Annotated in this window: 18 protein-coding genes; 11 read left to right on the top strand and 7 right to left on the bottom strand. The window is 60.1% G+C overall.

The features are described 5' to 3' along the window. Positions 1–299: 299 nt before the first annotated feature. The 5 genes from DBR18_RS11135 to DBR18_RS11115 all read left to right on the top strand — a co-directional run bounded on the left by DBR18_RS11135 (position 300) and on the right by DBR18_RS11115 (position 3,694). Positions 300–509, top strand: coding sequence for a DUF1127 domain-containing protein (locus DBR18_RS11135; RefSeq protein ID WP_108590355.1), 210 nt, complete (start codon positions 300–302; stop codon positions 507–509). 134 nt (positions 510–643) lie between these two features. Beyond that, positions 644–961 (top strand): DUF2388 domain-containing protein, encoded by a 318-nt coding sequence (locus tag DBR18_RS11130; RefSeq protein ID WP_007962831.1) that lies wholly within the window; start codon positions 644–646, stop codon positions 959–961. A gap of 106 nt (positions 962–1,067) precedes the next feature. Then, on the top strand, positions 1,068–1,373 hold the full coding sequence (locus tag DBR18_RS11125) for a DUF2388 domain-containing protein (protein ID WP_108590354.1): 306 nt from the start codon (positions 1,068–1,070) through the stop codon (positions 1,371–1,373). Positions 1,374–1,415: 42 nt separating this feature from the next. Continuing rightward, a complete protein-coding gene (locus DBR18_RS11120; protein WP_007911662.1) occupies positions 1,416–1,736 on the top strand; it encodes a DUF2388 domain-containing protein in 321 nt (106 codons plus the stop codon). Then, on the top strand, positions 1,733–3,694 hold the full coding sequence (locus DBR18_RS11115; RefSeq protein WP_108590353.1) for a DUF4105 domain-containing protein: 1,962 nt from the start codon (positions 1,733–1,735) through the stop codon (positions 3,692–3,694). The genes DBR18_RS11120 and DBR18_RS11115 overlap by 4 nt, the downstream gene beginning before the upstream one ends. Positions 3,695–3,779: 85 nt before the next feature. Here the strand turns inward: DBR18_RS11115 and DBR18_RS11110 are convergent, their stop codons facing one another. The 3 genes from DBR18_RS11110 to trpB all read right to left on the bottom strand — a co-directional run bounded on the left by DBR18_RS11110 (position 3,780) and on the right by trpB (position 6,399). Continuing rightward, a complete protein-coding gene (locus DBR18_RS11110; RefSeq protein ID WP_108590352.1) occupies positions 3,780–4,232 on the bottom strand; it encodes an anti-virulence regulator CigR family protein in 453 nt (150 codons plus the stop codon). Between the two features lie 122 nt (positions 4,233–4,354). Then, a complete protein-coding gene (trpA, locus tag DBR18_RS11105) occupies positions 4,355–5,167 on the bottom strand; it encodes a tryptophan synthase subunit alpha (RefSeq protein WP_108590351.1) in 813 nt (270 codons plus the stop codon). Next, positions 5,167–6,399, bottom strand: a complete 1,233-nt coding sequence (trpB, locus tag DBR18_RS11100; protein WP_108590350.1) for a tryptophan synthase subunit beta — start codon at positions 6,397–6,399, stop codon at positions 5,167–5,169. Before trpB ends, trpA begins: the two co-directional genes overlap by 1 nt. Before the next feature lie 114 nt (positions 6,400–6,513). Between trpB and DBR18_RS11095 the strand changes: the two genes are divergently transcribed. Further along, the gene (locus DBR18_RS11095) at positions 6,514–7,431 is read left to right on the top strand and encodes a LysR family transcriptional regulator (protein ID WP_108590349.1); all 918 of its coding nucleotides are present in this window, start codon (positions 6,514–6,516) and stop codon (positions 7,429–7,431) included. On the opposite strand, the gene DBR18_RS11090 is transcribed toward DBR18_RS11095, so the two are convergent. Beyond that, positions 7,404–7,730, bottom strand: a complete 327-nt coding sequence (locus DBR18_RS11090) for a YqjD family protein (protein ID WP_003220391.1) — start codon at positions 7,728–7,730, stop codon at positions 7,404–7,406. The genes DBR18_RS11095 and DBR18_RS11090 overlap by 28 nt on opposite strands. Positions 7,731–7,900: 170 nt before the next feature. On the opposite strand from DBR18_RS11090, the gene DBR18_RS11085 reads away from it, so the two are divergent. Continuing rightward, positions 7,901–8,116: a dodecin gene (locus tag DBR18_RS11085; RefSeq protein ID WP_003220389.1), complete on the top strand. Its 216-nt coding sequence runs from the start codon at positions 7,901–7,903 to the stop codon at positions 8,114–8,116. A gap of 124 nt (positions 8,117–8,240) precedes the next feature. Further along, complete coding sequence (locus tag DBR18_RS11080) at positions 8,241–8,465, top strand: DUF1161 domain-containing protein (protein ID WP_047297488.1); 225 nt, start codon at positions 8,241–8,243, stop codon at positions 8,463–8,465. Between the two features lie 165 nt (positions 8,466–8,630). Here the strand turns inward: DBR18_RS11080 and DBR18_RS11075 are convergent, their stop codons facing one another. Next, positions 8,631–9,632: an LLM class flavin-dependent oxidoreductase gene (locus DBR18_RS11075; RefSeq protein ID WP_007962819.1), complete on the bottom strand. Its 1,002-nt coding sequence runs from the start codon at positions 9,630–9,632 to the stop codon at positions 8,631–8,633. A 241-nt stretch (positions 9,633–9,873) separates the two neighbouring features. Between DBR18_RS11075 and DBR18_RS11070 the strand changes: the two genes are divergently transcribed. Next, positions 9,874–10,305 (top strand): OsmC family protein, encoded by a 432-nt coding sequence (locus DBR18_RS11070; protein ID WP_007962818.1) that lies wholly within the window; start codon positions 9,874–9,876, stop codon positions 10,303–10,305. Between the two features lie 242 nt (positions 10,306–10,547). Then, the gene (locus DBR18_RS11065) at positions 10,548–10,787 is read left to right on the top strand and encodes a DUF1161 domain-containing protein (RefSeq protein WP_108590348.1); all 240 of its coding nucleotides are present in this window, start codon (positions 10,548–10,550) and stop codon (positions 10,785–10,787) included. A gap of 6 nt (positions 10,788–10,793) precedes the next feature. On the opposite strand, the gene DBR18_RS11060 is transcribed toward DBR18_RS11065, so the two are convergent. Then, on the bottom strand, positions 10,794–11,213 hold the full coding sequence (locus tag DBR18_RS11060; RefSeq protein WP_108590347.1) for a hypothetical protein: 420 nt from the start codon (positions 11,211–11,213) through the stop codon (positions 10,794–10,796). 40 nt (positions 11,214–11,253) lie between these two features. After that, positions 11,254–11,676, bottom strand: a complete 423-nt coding sequence (locus DBR18_RS11055) for a hypothetical protein (protein WP_108590346.1) — start codon at positions 11,674–11,676, stop codon at positions 11,254–11,256. 58 nt (positions 11,677–11,734) lie between these two features. Here DBR18_RS11055 and DBR18_RS11050 point away from each other — a divergent pair. Further along, positions 11,735–12,674 (top strand): aminopeptidase (locus DBR18_RS11050; protein ID WP_108590360.1); only part of this gene is annotated, 940 nt, incomplete at its 3' end.

Below are 12,674 nucleotides of genomic sequence, written 5' to 3'. Positions count from 1 at the left end.
GCACAACGCTACGAAGAGCTGAGCAAGCCGTTCTGGCGCTAAGTAGCGTCGCTGGCTCTGGTCGTTAGACCCACCGCCAGCAACCCGAATTGAACAAACAAGGCCCGTCGCGGGAAACCGCGACGGGCCTTGTCGTTTCAGAGTTTTAAAAGCGCCCATACAGCAACCCAAATCAACAACAGGTACAGTTGTTATATTCCTTAATCTGAACCAGTACAATTTCGCCTCAGTGTATCTGCTGCTCCCACTGCTTCGCGCGCAGCATGACCTTGACCCGCTCTCGGTTTAAGGAATACGCCATGAAAGACTTACAGGATGTTTCAACAATTTCGATTCAGTCCCACGCTTACCCGCACTCATTGCGGCGCCTGCTTCATGGCTTGTGGCAAGCAATGGAACGCGCCAGGACGCGGCGCTTGCTGGCTCAGCTTGATCAGCGCGATCTCGCGGATCTGGGCCTCAGCCAAGCCGACCGGCTGAACGAACTGGAGAAACCCTTCTGGCGCTAGCATTCTGCCCACTGTCCGAACCCCGCGCTCAGGCCTAATATCCACGGCAGAACGTGGCGAATCTTCTGCAACCCGCGTCTGACTCATCAGACACAAGCCACCTCTCAATACGGTTTACTTTCAGGAGATCCACCATGTCCCGTCTTCGCCTGCTCAGCGCTGCCGCCTTGCTGGCCGTGGCTGCCAACGCCAGTGCCTCCAGTTTCATCGTCACCACCGATGCCGTGGTTGGCGCACTGAAGTCCTCTTCGGATGCCACCTCCGACGTCAGCTCTTCGCTGCGTGACAACAAAGTCGTGATCGCTGCCCGTGACGACGCGGCGAGCTTCGTTGCCAGCGAAGGCCAGATCCGCGGCGTGAAACTGGAAAGTGCTCTGGACCTGATTCGTCATCAGGCACCGCAACTGAACGCAACCGACTTCCAGCTGGCGCAAGCCATCCTGGCGATCTGATCGCCGTTGTCGACGGGACACGCCAGTCGTGTCCCGATGTTTCGCCACTGGCTCTGGCCCGGGCATTTGCGCTAGCCTTGAGGCTCGTTAACCGTTACCGAGTCTCATGCGTTCATTCAAATTGCTTTTCCCTTCTTTGTTGATCAGCGCCTGCTGGGCGACGTCGGTCGATGCCTTTGATGTCTCCACACAAAACACCGTGGTCACCGTTTGGGCGACCGGAATGGTGTCTTCGGCGCCATTCGACCGTAAACTGATCATCGCCGCTCACGATGACGCGGCGGCGTTTGTTGCCAGTGACGGTGAATTGCGCGGCGCGCAGCTCGAATCCGCGCTGCATTACCTGCGCAAATCCAGACCGAAACTTCATGTCAGCGACCTTGAACTGGCACAGGCAATTCTCGTCCAATAGTTATCCTGATCCCTCGTTATCATTGCCCTCCGGAGTCGTTCCATGCGTAGCCCGCTGATTGCTGCCGCCCTTGGCCTGTTTTTGTTGGCCGACGTGGCCCAGGCGCACACCCTGGTAGCCACCAGTAACATCATCGTTCGTGCCTCTCAGCGCACCATCGATTTCACCTCCGACACCACCACGTCGATTCGCGATTCGAAAATCATCCGCGAAGCCCACGACGACGCCGCCAGCTTCGTTGCCACCAACGGCGATATCCGCGGTGCGCACCTGGAAGCCGCCCTCAACACCTTGCGCACCCGCGTGCCGGAAGCCCGCGACGCCAGTGACCAAGTGCTCGCCGAAGCCATCCTCGCCCTGTGAAGTCACTCGGCGCCTGGCTGCTGGCCGGGGCATTGTTGCTGCTTGGCAACAGCGCCCACGCCAGCCTGCAATTGCGGCTCAAGACCAACGGCTTGAGCCCCGCCCAGCAGCAGGCCAGCCAGGCGCTGCTCGATGAAGCGATGCAGAAACTGCCGCCCAGCTTCGTCGAGCAGTTGGACCGGCGCATCGATGTCGGCTGGACTGACAACATGCCCGGCAATGCCTATGGCGAGGCGACCCTGGTTTCCGAACTCGACCTGAACCGCAAACTGCTCGCCGGCCTCACCGACGGCAGCGCGGCCAAGGAAAAAACCAATCGCCCCCACGGCACTGTGCGCCAGGAACTGCTGGCAACGGTGCTGCACGAACTCACCCACATTTATGACCGCGCACGCCTATGGCCCGCCGCCGAACGCACGCTGATTCAGCGCTGCACCCGTCGCAGCAACAGCGCCGGACTGGTCGGCATTCCCGATGAGTGTCGCGGTCAGACCGAGCGACGCTTCACCCTCAGCGATGACCCGCGCCTGCTCGACCTCGCCGGTTGGCAACAGTACGTCGGCCGCCGCGGCGAGCGTGAACAACACAACCGTCAGGTAGCCCGCAGCCCGGATCTGTACGAGATTTCCAGCCCGAAAGAGTTTGTCGCGGTCAACATGGAGTATTTCCTCCTCGACCCGAGCTACGCCTGCCGCCGTCCGGCGCTCTATCGCTATTACAAGGAGCGCTTCGGCTGGGCACCACCGGCCAAGGACACCTGCAGCAACACCTTCGCTTTCCTCAACGCCGGCAACGACTTCGCCAAACAGCCATTGGGCCAGGTCGATCCAGAGCGGGTGTATGCCGTCGACTACCTGCTGGCCGAAGCCAACCAGAACTGGGTCAGCCGCTGGGGCCACAGCATGTTGCGTCTGGTGATCTGTGCGCCGGGCCGACCACGGGGCCCGGATTGCCGGCTCGATCTGGACCAGCATCTGGTGCTGTCCTACCGCGCCTTTGTCGGTGACGTGCAGTTGTCGAGCTGGGACGGTCTGGTCGGCAAATACCCGTCACGACTATTCGTGCTGCCGCTGGCGCAGGTGATCGACGAGTACACCAAGACCGAACTGCGCAGCCTCGCTTCGGTGCCGCTGAACCTGTCGCGCGACGAGATCGAAGGCGTGGTCGAACACGCCGCCGAGATGCACTGGAGCTATGACGGCAACTACTTCTTCCTCTCCAACAACTGCGCGGTGGAAGGCCTGAAACTGCTGCGCAGCGGCAGTAACAACAAGCAACTCGTCGGCCTCGACAGCATCATGCCCAACGGTTTGCTTGAAGTGCTCAAAGGCCGTGGCCTGGCCGACACCAGCGTGCTGGACAATCCCAAGGAAGCTTTGCGCCTGGGTTATCGCTTCGACTCGTTCCGCGATCGCTATCAGGCGATGTTCGATGTATTGAAGAAGCAGCTGCCGATCAAACAGACCACCGTCGAGGACTGGTTGTCGCTGTCTGCCGAAGAACGCCGCCAGTGGTTCGAGCGTGCCGACCTGCGCACCAGTGCCGCGCTGTTGCTGCTGGAACAGGCGAGCTATCGCCGTCAGTTGCTGCTGGCACAGGATGAGGTCAAGCAGCGCTACCTCGGCGCCCGGGAACTGGAAAACGGTGGCATGGACAAGGCCAACGCCACCCTGCAGGAAATTCTCGCCAACAGCGGCTTCCTCAGTCGCCCGGCGGAACTGCTCGACAGCCGCGGCTATGGGCTGCCGCAACCGAGCGAGTTCAAGCGCCTGCAGGACGAAAGCAGCCAACGCCAGAAACAACTGCTGGCGCTGAGTGGCGATCTGGACAAGGAGGTGCGCAAGTTGCTGGAACCCAAGCGAGCGGCCGAGATTGCGGCCAGCGAAGCCAACGTGAAGCAGATCGGCGAGCACCTTCGCAAACTGCACAAGGCATCCGGCGGGCTGGAGTTGCCTTGAAAGCAAAAGATCGCAGCCTGCGGCAGCTCCTACAGAGATAAATGCAGGAGCTGCCGCAGGCTGCGATCTTTTTATTGCCTGTAAATCAGTACAAAACACCGTCCAGAATTTCGTAAACGATCCCGGTGCCTACCGCGATCAGCACAATGTCACCCCCGGCCCGGCGCCACTCGTAACCCGGATACACCGGCAGACGGCTCAGCGCCCGCCCGTCCAGCCGCTCGCCGTAGTAACCGTGCGGTAATGGCCGGCCGCGTTCCAGATGGATGCCCGGAGGTGGCGGTGCGCCGCGCACGAAGTAGCCGTGGTTGTCGCGAATGGTCTGACGGATCGGCCCGAAGTCGCGCGGCGGTCCGCCTCGGTGGTCGTTCTGCGGGCCACGGTGATCGTCGCGATGGTCGTTGCCATGGTTGTCGTACTGGCCCTGCTGCGGGCCGCCGTGGTCGTGATCATCGCGTTGATCGGCGCTGGCCAGCAGCGGTGTCGCGCTGATCATCAGTACACCCAGTCCGGCAATCAGACGTTTCGGCATTTTCATCGGGTCTTTCCTCACTGCACCAACAGCAAAAAGGGATTCAGAACGTGGTTCTGAACCCCTCGGTCTTGCTCATTTAGGCTGTGTTGTGAGGCGCTAATTCCTCTGTATCAGGAACTTTACCTTCAGCTGACGCGGGCCTTACGCACGCCCTCGGAGAGGGCCGAACACAGGCTGAGCACACCGTCGATGGCCTGATCCGGCGTGGTGGCGTTGGCGATGTGGTCGATCAGCGCCGAGCCCACCACCACCCCGTCCGCCAAGCGTGCAATCGCCGCGGCCTGCTCCGGGGTACGGATGCCGAAACCGATGCTGATCGGCAGATCAGTGTGGCGACGCAGACGGGTGACCGCCTCTTCGACGTGTTCCAGAGTCGCCGCACCGGCACCGGTCACACCAGCCACCGACACGTAGTAAACGAAGCCGGAGCTGCCATTGAGCACTTTCGGCAGACGCGCATCGTCAGTGGTCGGGGTGGTCAGACGGATGAAGTCCAGACCGGCAGCCTGTGCCGGGTCGCACAGCTCGGCGTTGTGCTCCGGCGGCATGTCGACCACGATCAGACCATCAACGCCCGCCGCTTTGGCATCAGCGATAAAACGCTCAACGCCGTACATGTGGATCGGGTTGAAGTAGCCCATCAGCACCAGCGGCGTGTCGCTGTTGCCTTCGCGAAACTCGCGAACCATCTGCAGGGTTTTCGGCAGATTCTGCCTGGCGCCCAAGGCACGGATGTTGGCCAGTTGAATCGCCGGGCCGTCGGCCATCGGGTCGGTGAACGGCATGCCCAACTCGATCACATCGGCGCCAGCGCCCGGCAGGCCTTTGAGGATCGCCAGCGAGGTGTCGTAGTCCGGATCACCGGCGGTGACGAAGGTCACCAACGCGGCGCGGTTCTGTTGCTTGAGTTCGGCAAAGCGGGTTTGCAGGCGGCTCATCAGTGTTTCTCCTGCTTGGACTGTTCCATATGGTGCATGACGGTCTGCATGTCTTTGTCGCCACGGCCCGACAGGTTGACCACCATCAGGTGATCCTTCGGCAGTTTCGGCGCACGTTTGAACACTTCAGCCAACGCATGGGCGCTTTCCAGCGCCGGGATGATGCCTTCAAGGCGGCAGCACTGGTGGAACGCGGCGAGGGCTTCGTCGTCAGTCACCGAGGTGTACTGGACGCGGCCGATGTCATGCAACCAGGCGTGCTCAGGGCCGATGCCCGGATAGTCGAGGCCGGCGGAAATCGAGTGAGCGTCGATGATCTGACCGTCGTCGTCCTGCAGCAGGAAGGTGCGGTTGCCGTGCAACACACCCGGTACGCCACCGTTGAGGCTCGCTGCGTGCTTGCCGGTTTCGATGCCGTAACCGGCCGCTTCGACGCCGATGATCTCGACGCTCTGATCATCGAGGAACGGGTGGAACAGGCCCATGGCATTGGAACCGCCACCGATGCACGCCACCAGGCTGTCCGGCAGGCGACCTTCCTGAGCTTGCAGCTGGTCGCGGGTTTCCTTGCCGATCACGGCCTGGAAGTCGCGCACCATCGCCGGGTACGGGTGCGGCCCGGCCACGGTGCCGATCAGGTAGAACGTGCTGTCGACGTTGGTCACCCAGTCACGCAGCGCTTCGTTCATCGCGTCTTTCAGGGTGCCGGTGCCGGCCACCACCGGAATTACTTCGGCGCCCAGCAGCTTCATGCGGAACACGTTGGCCTGCTGACGTTCGATGTCAGTGGTGCCCATGTAGATCACGCAGTCCAGACCGAAGCGCGCAGCCACGGTGGCCGTTGCCACGCCGTGCATGCCGGCGCCGGTTTCGGCGATGATGCGTTTCTTGCCCATGCGCCGCGCCAGCAGGATCTGGCCGATACAGTTGTTGATCTTGTGCGCGCCGGTGTGGTTCAGCTCTTCGCGCTTGAGGTAGATCTTTGCGCCGCCGCAGAACTCGGTCAGGCGTTCGGCGAAATACAGCGGGCTTGGACGTCCGACATAGTCACGCTGGAAATAGGCCAATTCTTCTTTGAATGCAGGATCTTCCTTGGCCGCTTCGTATTCGCGGGCCAGATCGAGGATCAGCGGCATCAGGGTTTCCGCCACGTAGCGGCCACCGAAGGCGCCAAACAGACCGTTATCATCAGGGCCGTTGCGCAGATTGGAGGTGTTCGAAGTCTGGGTCATGGTGTGCTCCAGGTGAATTCGGGTGAGAAGACAATGGCGTTCACTCTACCCCTGACCTTCCAGACTGAAAACCGATAAGATCGCCACAACCTGTCAGGAAATCTCACAGATACCATGAGCCACGATCTCCCTCCGCTGAACGCCCTGCGCGCCTTTGAAGCCACTGCACGGCTGAACAGCGTCAGTCAGGCAGCCGAACAGCTGCACGTTACTCACGGTGCGGTCAGCCGTCAGCTCAAAGTGCTTGAAGAGCATCTGGGCGTGAGCCTGTTCGTCAAGGAGGGTCGCGGCTTGAAACTCACAGATGCCGGAGTGCGTCTGCGCGATGCCAGCGGCGAAGCCTTTGACCGGTTACGCAGTGTGTGTGCCGAGCTGACGCAAAGCACTGCTGACGCGCCGTTCGTGCTCGGCTGCTCGGGAAGCCTGCTGGCACGCTGGTTCATTCCACGTCTGGGCCGGCTGAATGCCGACCTGCCAGACCTGCGTCTGCACTTGTCAGCGGGTGAAGGTGATCTCGATCCGCGACGCCCAGGGCTGGATGCCTTGCTGCTGTTCGCCGAGCCGCCATGGCCAGCCGACATGCAAGTCTACGAACTGGCGGCAGAACGTATCGGTCCGGTGATGAGTCCGCTGTTCAGCGGTTATCAAGGCCTGCAATCCGCGCCGGCCGCAGCATTGCTCAATGAACCGCTGCTGCACACCACTTCCCGCCCACAAGCCTGGCCGAGCTGGGCACAGCAAAACCACCTCGACGCCAAGGCGTTGAAGCTCGGGCAAGGTTTTGAGCATTTGTATTATTTGCTGGAAGCGGCAGTGGCGGGACTCGGCGTAGCAATCGCGCCGGAGCCGTTGGTGGCCGAAGATTTGAAGGCCGGTCGCCTGGTTGCGCCATGGGGCTTCTGCGAAACCCCGGCGCAACTGGCGTTGTGGCTACCCAAGCGCGCCGCAGACGGGCGCGCCCGGCAACTGGCGCAATGGCTCAAGAACGAGCTGCGCCAGAGCGATCACTCGCCGCGCTTGAACAGCAGGTAAGCGGCCAGCAGACCGATTGCACCGACTGCCACACCGGCAGTGGTCCAGGGATGTTCCTGCGCGTAATCGCGGGTCGCGATGCCGGTCTCGCGGGTTTTCACTTTGACTTCTTCATAGGCATCGCTGAGCAGGCTGCGCGAGTGCTTCAGTGCGCTTTCGGCGTTGCTTTTGAGCGCCTTGAGGGTCTTGCGCGACTCGTCCGAAGCGTCGTCTTTCAAGCTTTCCAACGATTTGAGCAGACTCTCGATCTCGGCTTCCATGCTTTGCAACGAGGCTTTACGTAAAGAGGTGTTGGCCATGGTGGCTCTCCTGCATTGGTGATGAGTGGCGTGTGTTGGTTGGGACTTCAGCAGTTTGAGAAAGTGCAGAAAATCTGAACTTCGCTTGCGCGGGGCCACCGAAATCAACAGTGCAGATTCACTGCTAGTCTCAAATCCACACGTCAATTCCAAACGCCAAGGAGATCGCCATGAGTGACCATCACACGTACAAGAAAGTCGAGCTGGTCGGCTCGTCCACCAGCAGCATCGAAGACGCCATCAACAACGCGCTGGCTGAAGCGAACAAGAGCATCAAGCATCTGGAATGGTTTGAAGTGGTCGATACCCGTGGCCACATCAAGGACGGCAAGGCTGCGCATTTTCAGGTAACACTCAAAGTGGGCTTTCGCATTGCCAGCAGCTGACTTTGGGCTACGCTTCTGAACTTGCGCGCTGGCCGAGTGCCATAGGAATGGCAAAGCGCTACAAGGTGAGTGCATCGGGAGACCTGATGCCTACCTCTTTTAATCCGACCAGGGAGTGCGACCGATGAAGAAGTTCATATTGGCAGTAGGTTTGTTGAGCCTTGCGGGTGGCGCGTTGGCTGCTGGCAAGCCTTGTGAAGAGTTGAAAAGCGAGATCGCGGCGAAACTGGATGCCAAGCACGTTTCCGGGTATTCGCTGGAGGTCGTCGATAAAGGTGCAGCGGCTGACGGCAAAGTCGTTGGCACCTGTGAAGGCGGCGCCAAGGAAATCGTCTACAAACGCGGTTGATCGCGCCTGAAATGCAAAAGCCGACGCGAAGGCGTCGGCTTTTTTGTGGGTGATGATTTACCTGTAGGAGCTGCGGCACGCTGCGATCTTTTGATCCTGGCTTAAAAAATCAGATCAAAAGATCGCAGCCTCGTTTCACTCGACAGCTCCTACAGGGCGCCGCGTTTATCCTTTCATAACCTGCGCCAGCAGTTCGTAGGAATGTACGCGATCGGCGTGTTCATACAGGTCGCAGGTGAAAATCAGCTCGTCGGCCTGGGTCTGCTCGACCAGCACCTCCAGCTTCGCGCGGATTTTCTGCGGGCTGCCGACCATCGCCAGACCAAGGAAATCTCCCACCGCCTCACGTTCATGGGGCAGCCACAGGCCGTCCATGGTTTTCACCGGTGGACGCTGCACCAGGCTCTGCCCACGCATCAGCGCGAGAATGCGCTGGTACACCGAAGTCGCCAGGTAATCGGCTTGCTCATCGGTATCCGCCGCCACCAGCGGCACACCGAGCATCACGTACGGCTTGTCGAGCACCGCTGACGGCTTGAAGTGGTTGCGATAGACGCGGATCGCCTCGTGCATGAAGCGTGGGGCGAAGTGCGAGGCGAAGGCGTAAGGCAAACCGCGCTCACCCGCCAGTTGCGCACTGAACAGGCTGGAGCCTAGCAACCAGATCGGCACATTGGTGCCGGTGCCGGGCATGGCGATCACCCGCTGATCAGGGGTGCGCGGGCCGAGAAAACGCACCAGCTCGGCGACGTCTTCCGGGAAATCATCGGCACTGCCGGAGCGCTCGCGGCGCAAGGCGCGGGCGGTCATCTGGTCGGAGCCGGGCGCTCGGCCCAGACCGAGGTCGATGCGTCCCGGATAGAGGCTTTCGAGAGTGCCGAATTGCTCGGCGATCACCAGCGGCGCGTGGTTGGGCAACATCACCCCGCCGGAGCCGACACGAATCGTCGAGGTACCGCCGGCCAGGTATCCCAGCAACACCGAGGTGGCGGAACTGGCGATGCCGTCCATGTTGTGGTGTTCGGCGACCCAGAAGCGGGTGTAACCGAATTTCTCGACATGCTGCGCCAGGTCCAGAGAATTGCGCAGCGATTGTGCCGGGCTGCCGTTTTCGCGCACCGGTACCAGATCGAGGGTAGAAAACTTTACGTCGGACAGTTGCTTCATAAACCTGCGTCTCCGAGTGGTCTGCAGGTTTTTTCTTGCGAACGAAAACCTGCCGAATTCATAAGCGTGTTCTGTGCAATAAGGGCATATACCCGAGTTTCAATAGCGGTTACGAAATTTCCTACTAAAAAAGTCAACGATTCAGATGAGCTGAACTTTGACCCGGCGTCTATCCTCAGAAGCCTTGCAAGCAAAAACCACGACGGTGCGGCGTTCCGCGCCAGATCTTGAGGAGGCAGACATGGCTATCGTGAAGAAAGCATCCGCGCACTGGGCAGGCGATCTGAAAACCGGCATTGGCTCGATCTCTACCGAGACCGGCGTCCTCAGAGAGGCACCTTACGGCTTCAAGGCCCGCTTTGAGGGCGGCAAAGGCACCAACCCGGAAGAACTGATCGGCGCAGCGCATGCCGGCTGTTTTTCCATGGCGTTTTCAATGATTCTCGGTGATGCAGGCCTCAAGGCCGAAAGCATCGATACCCAGGCTGAAGTCACGCTGGATCAGGTCGAGGGTGGCTTCGCCATCACCGCGATCAAGCTGATTCTCAAGGCGAAAATCCCTGGCGCCACCCAGGCGCAGTTTGAAGAGCTGAGCAACAAGGCCAAGGAAGGGTGCCCGGTATCCAAGGTGCTGAATGCGAAGATTACCCTTGAGGCTTCGCTGGTCAGCTGATTTGCGCAGGCTTAGACAAAGGCGTTGATGGCACTGACGCCTTCGCGGGCAAGCCCGCTCCCACAGGATTTGGGTCGGCCCCTGACCTGTGGGAGCGGGCTTGCCCGCGAATGCTATTTGAATAGCACCACAATTCCTGAAGATGTGAGCGAAGTCAGAACCTGCACTGCAAGAATATGGTCGAATAACTGACAGCAGCTTCAGCGCACGCCCGTGCGCGCTGCCCCATGGAGCTTCAAGATATGAAACGTATTGGCTTGGCGATTCTCTGCAGTGCACTGGCCACAACGGTTTTTGCCGAACCCAAAGATTGCGAAGAACTCAGGAAAGAAATCGAAGTAAAGATCCAGGCGAACGCCGTGCCGTCCTACACGCTGGAAATTGTCAGCAAGGAAGAGGCCGACAAACACGACGTGGCGATGGTCGTCGGCACCTGTGGAAACGGCACGAAGGCAATCATTTACCAGAAGAACGACAACTGATCCGTCTCAGCTGAGGCAGTCCATGTCGTGATCCTCGGCAACGATTTCATGCTTGGCGTTGTACAGACGGGCGCTCGGCGTGAACCCTAGCGAACGCCCCTCCAGCAGATAACGCTGCCCGGCCTCGAAATGGTCGTAGCGGATATACAAATAGCACAGTCGCTCGACGGGACCGGTCATCAGACTGCCGCCGCCACCAAACACCTCGAAATCAAATCGCACCCGCAGCTCATGGCTACCGGGGGTAACCTGGAAGAAACGCCCGTCGCTCAGGCGTTTATTATCCAGGCGCTCGGCCATGAGCAGCTTTCCGCCGGGGGTCGGGGTCGAGAAGTCGACCCAGGCCATCTGTGGATCGACTGGCGGCAACGGGGTCTGGCAGCCCGCGACAACGCCGACCGCGAGTAACAACATCAACTTGCGCATGATGGATGTCCAGGGATTCAGACCTCCAGCATAACGCCGATCAGGTGCGCTGACAGCCTGCCGGGGTGCCTTGGCCGACTACGTTGCGCTGCTCGTCATAGAGCTTCGCCCATGGCCGGAAACCGATACTGCCGGCTTGCAGCTGATAACGCTGGCCTGCGTTGAAGTCCTTGAATTTCACCTTCAACTGGCAGTCGCGCCAGAGTGGCTCGGCATCGGGACCGATGTTGGTGGCTTCGACCGGGAACTGATAGCGCACCTGCAATTGGTGGCTGCCCGGCTCAACCTCAAAATAACGTTTGTCGACGGTTGTCTTGTCATCGACTTTCAGCGCTTGCAGCGCCGTGTCCTGCTGCCGGGCGTCAAGATCGATCCAGGCTTGCGAGGGGTCAGGATCGGGCATTCCGAATCCGGCACAACCGGCCAGCGTCAGCAGGCCTCCTGTCAGCAACAACATGCGCATAGCGAAGCTCCAGATGGCGGGATAGTCTTGCGGGCAGACTTTCCAAAGGATTTTTATTTTGAGCAGGCCGCTTCCAAGCCATGGGTTACTTGATCGCGTTTTTCGGATTTTGTTTCCGGGTGTGATGTTTTTGTTGCTCAACGGTTGTTCCAGCGTCAGCTATTACAGCCAGTTGGCCAGCGGCCAATTGCAGTTGCTGCGTGCCCGCGAGCCAGTGGCCAAGGTGATCGCCGACCCCAGCCGCGATGAGACATTACGCACGCACTTGATCCAGTCGCAGAAAGCCCGCGCATTCGCCAGCGAACACCTGCACCTGCCCGACAACCAGAGCTATCGGCTGTACGCCGACATTGGCCGGCCGTATGTGGTGTGGAACGTGTTCGCCACCCCGGAGTTTTCCCTCAAGCCGCAGAACCATTGTTTCCCGATTGCCGGTTGCGTGGCCTATCGCGGCTACTACAGCCAGAGTGCCGCGCGCGGCGAAGCGGCGATCCAGCGTCTGCAAGGCATGGATGTGTCGATTGGCGGCGTCGAGGCTTATTCGACCCTCGGCTGGTTCAATGACCCGATCCTCAATTCGATGATGGGCTGGGGCGATGAGCGTCTGGCCACGCTGATCTTTCATGAACTGGCGCATCAGCGTTTCTATGTGAAAGACGACACCGAGTTCAATGAGTCCTTTGCCACGTTTGTCGAGCAGGAAGGCACTCGACAGTGGCGGGTGTTTCGTGGCCTGCCGCCGGACACCGATGCCAAGCTCAAGCAGCGTGATCAATTCATCGAGTTGGTACTCGAAACGCGGTCGCGGCTTGAAGCGCTTTACGCCCAGCCGCTGCCGGCCGAGCAGATGCGCGAACGCAAAGCGGCGACGTTCGAGCAGTTTCGTCGCGAATATCGATTGATGCGCGACAGCCAGTGGGCCGGGGACAAGCGCTATGACGCGTGGGTGAATATGCCGCTGAACAATGCGCGGCTGTTGCCGTTCGGGCTGTATGACC

This window comes from Pseudomonas sp. HMWF021, assembly GCF_003061005.1.
Lineage (GTDB): Bacteria > Pseudomonadota > Gammaproteobacteria > Pseudomonadales > Pseudomonadaceae > Aquipseudomonas.
This window is presented reverse-complemented; position numbering and strand designations above follow the sequence as displayed.

Bases quoted from the DNA above. Each gene is read 5' to 3' on its own strand.
- DBR18_RS11060 (WP_108590347.1), bottom strand. From the start codon at position 11,213: ATGCGCAAGTTGATGTTGTTACTCGCGGTCGGCGTTGTCGCGGGCTGC.
- DBR18_RS11070 (WP_007962818.1), top strand. From the start codon at position 9,874: ATGGCTATCGTGAAGAAAGCATCCGCGCACTGGGCAGGCGATCTGAAA.
- DBR18_RS11075 (WP_007962819.1), bottom strand. From the start codon at position 9,632: ATGAAGCAACTGTCCGACGTAAAGTTTTCTACCCTCGATCTGGTACCG.
- DBR18_RS11125 (WP_108590354.1), top strand. From the start codon at position 1,068: ATGCGTTCATTCAAATTGCTTTTCCCTTCTTTGTTGATCAGCGCCTGC.
- DBR18_RS11110 (WP_108590352.1), bottom strand. From the start codon at position 4,232: ATGAAAATGCCGAAACGTCTGATTGCCGGACTGGGTGTACTGATGATC.
- DBR18_RS11080 (WP_047297488.1), top strand. From the start codon at position 8,241: ATGAAGAAGTTCATATTGGCAGTAGGTTTGTTGAGCCTTGCGGGTGGC.
- trpB (WP_108590350.1), bottom strand. From the start codon at position 6,399: ATGACCCAGACTTCGAACACCTCCAATCTGCGCAACGGCCCTGATGAT.
- DBR18_RS11055 (WP_108590346.1), bottom strand. From the start codon at position 11,676: ATGCGCATGTTGTTGCTGACAGGAGGCCTGCTGACGCTGGCCGGTTGT.
- DBR18_RS11095 (WP_108590349.1), top strand. From the start codon at position 6,514: ATGAGCCACGATCTCCCTCCGCTGAACGCCCTGCGCGCCTTTGAAGCC.
- trpA (WP_108590351.1), bottom strand. From the start codon at position 5,167: ATGAGCCGCCTGCAAACCCGCTTTGCCGAACTCAAGCAACAGAACCGC.
- DBR18_RS11130 (WP_007962831.1), top strand. From the start codon at position 644: ATGTCCCGTCTTCGCCTGCTCAGCGCTGCCGCCTTGCTGGCCGTGGCT.
- DBR18_RS11135 (WP_108590355.1), top strand. From the start codon at position 300: ATGAAAGACTTACAGGATGTTTCAACAATTTCGATTCAGTCCCACGCT.
- DBR18_RS11120 (WP_007911662.1), top strand. From the start codon at position 1,416: ATGCGTAGCCCGCTGATTGCTGCCGCCCTTGGCCTGTTTTTGTTGGCC.
- DBR18_RS11090 (WP_003220391.1), bottom strand. From the start codon at position 7,730: ATGGCCAACACCTCTTTACGTAAAGCCTCGTTGCAAAGCATGGAAGCC.
- DBR18_RS11085 (WP_003220389.1), top strand. From the start codon at position 7,901: ATGAGTGACCATCACACGTACAAGAAAGTCGAGCTGGTCGGCTCGTCC.
- DBR18_RS11065 (WP_108590348.1), top strand. From the start codon at position 10,548: ATGAAACGTATTGGCTTGGCGATTCTCTGCAGTGCACTGGCCACAACG.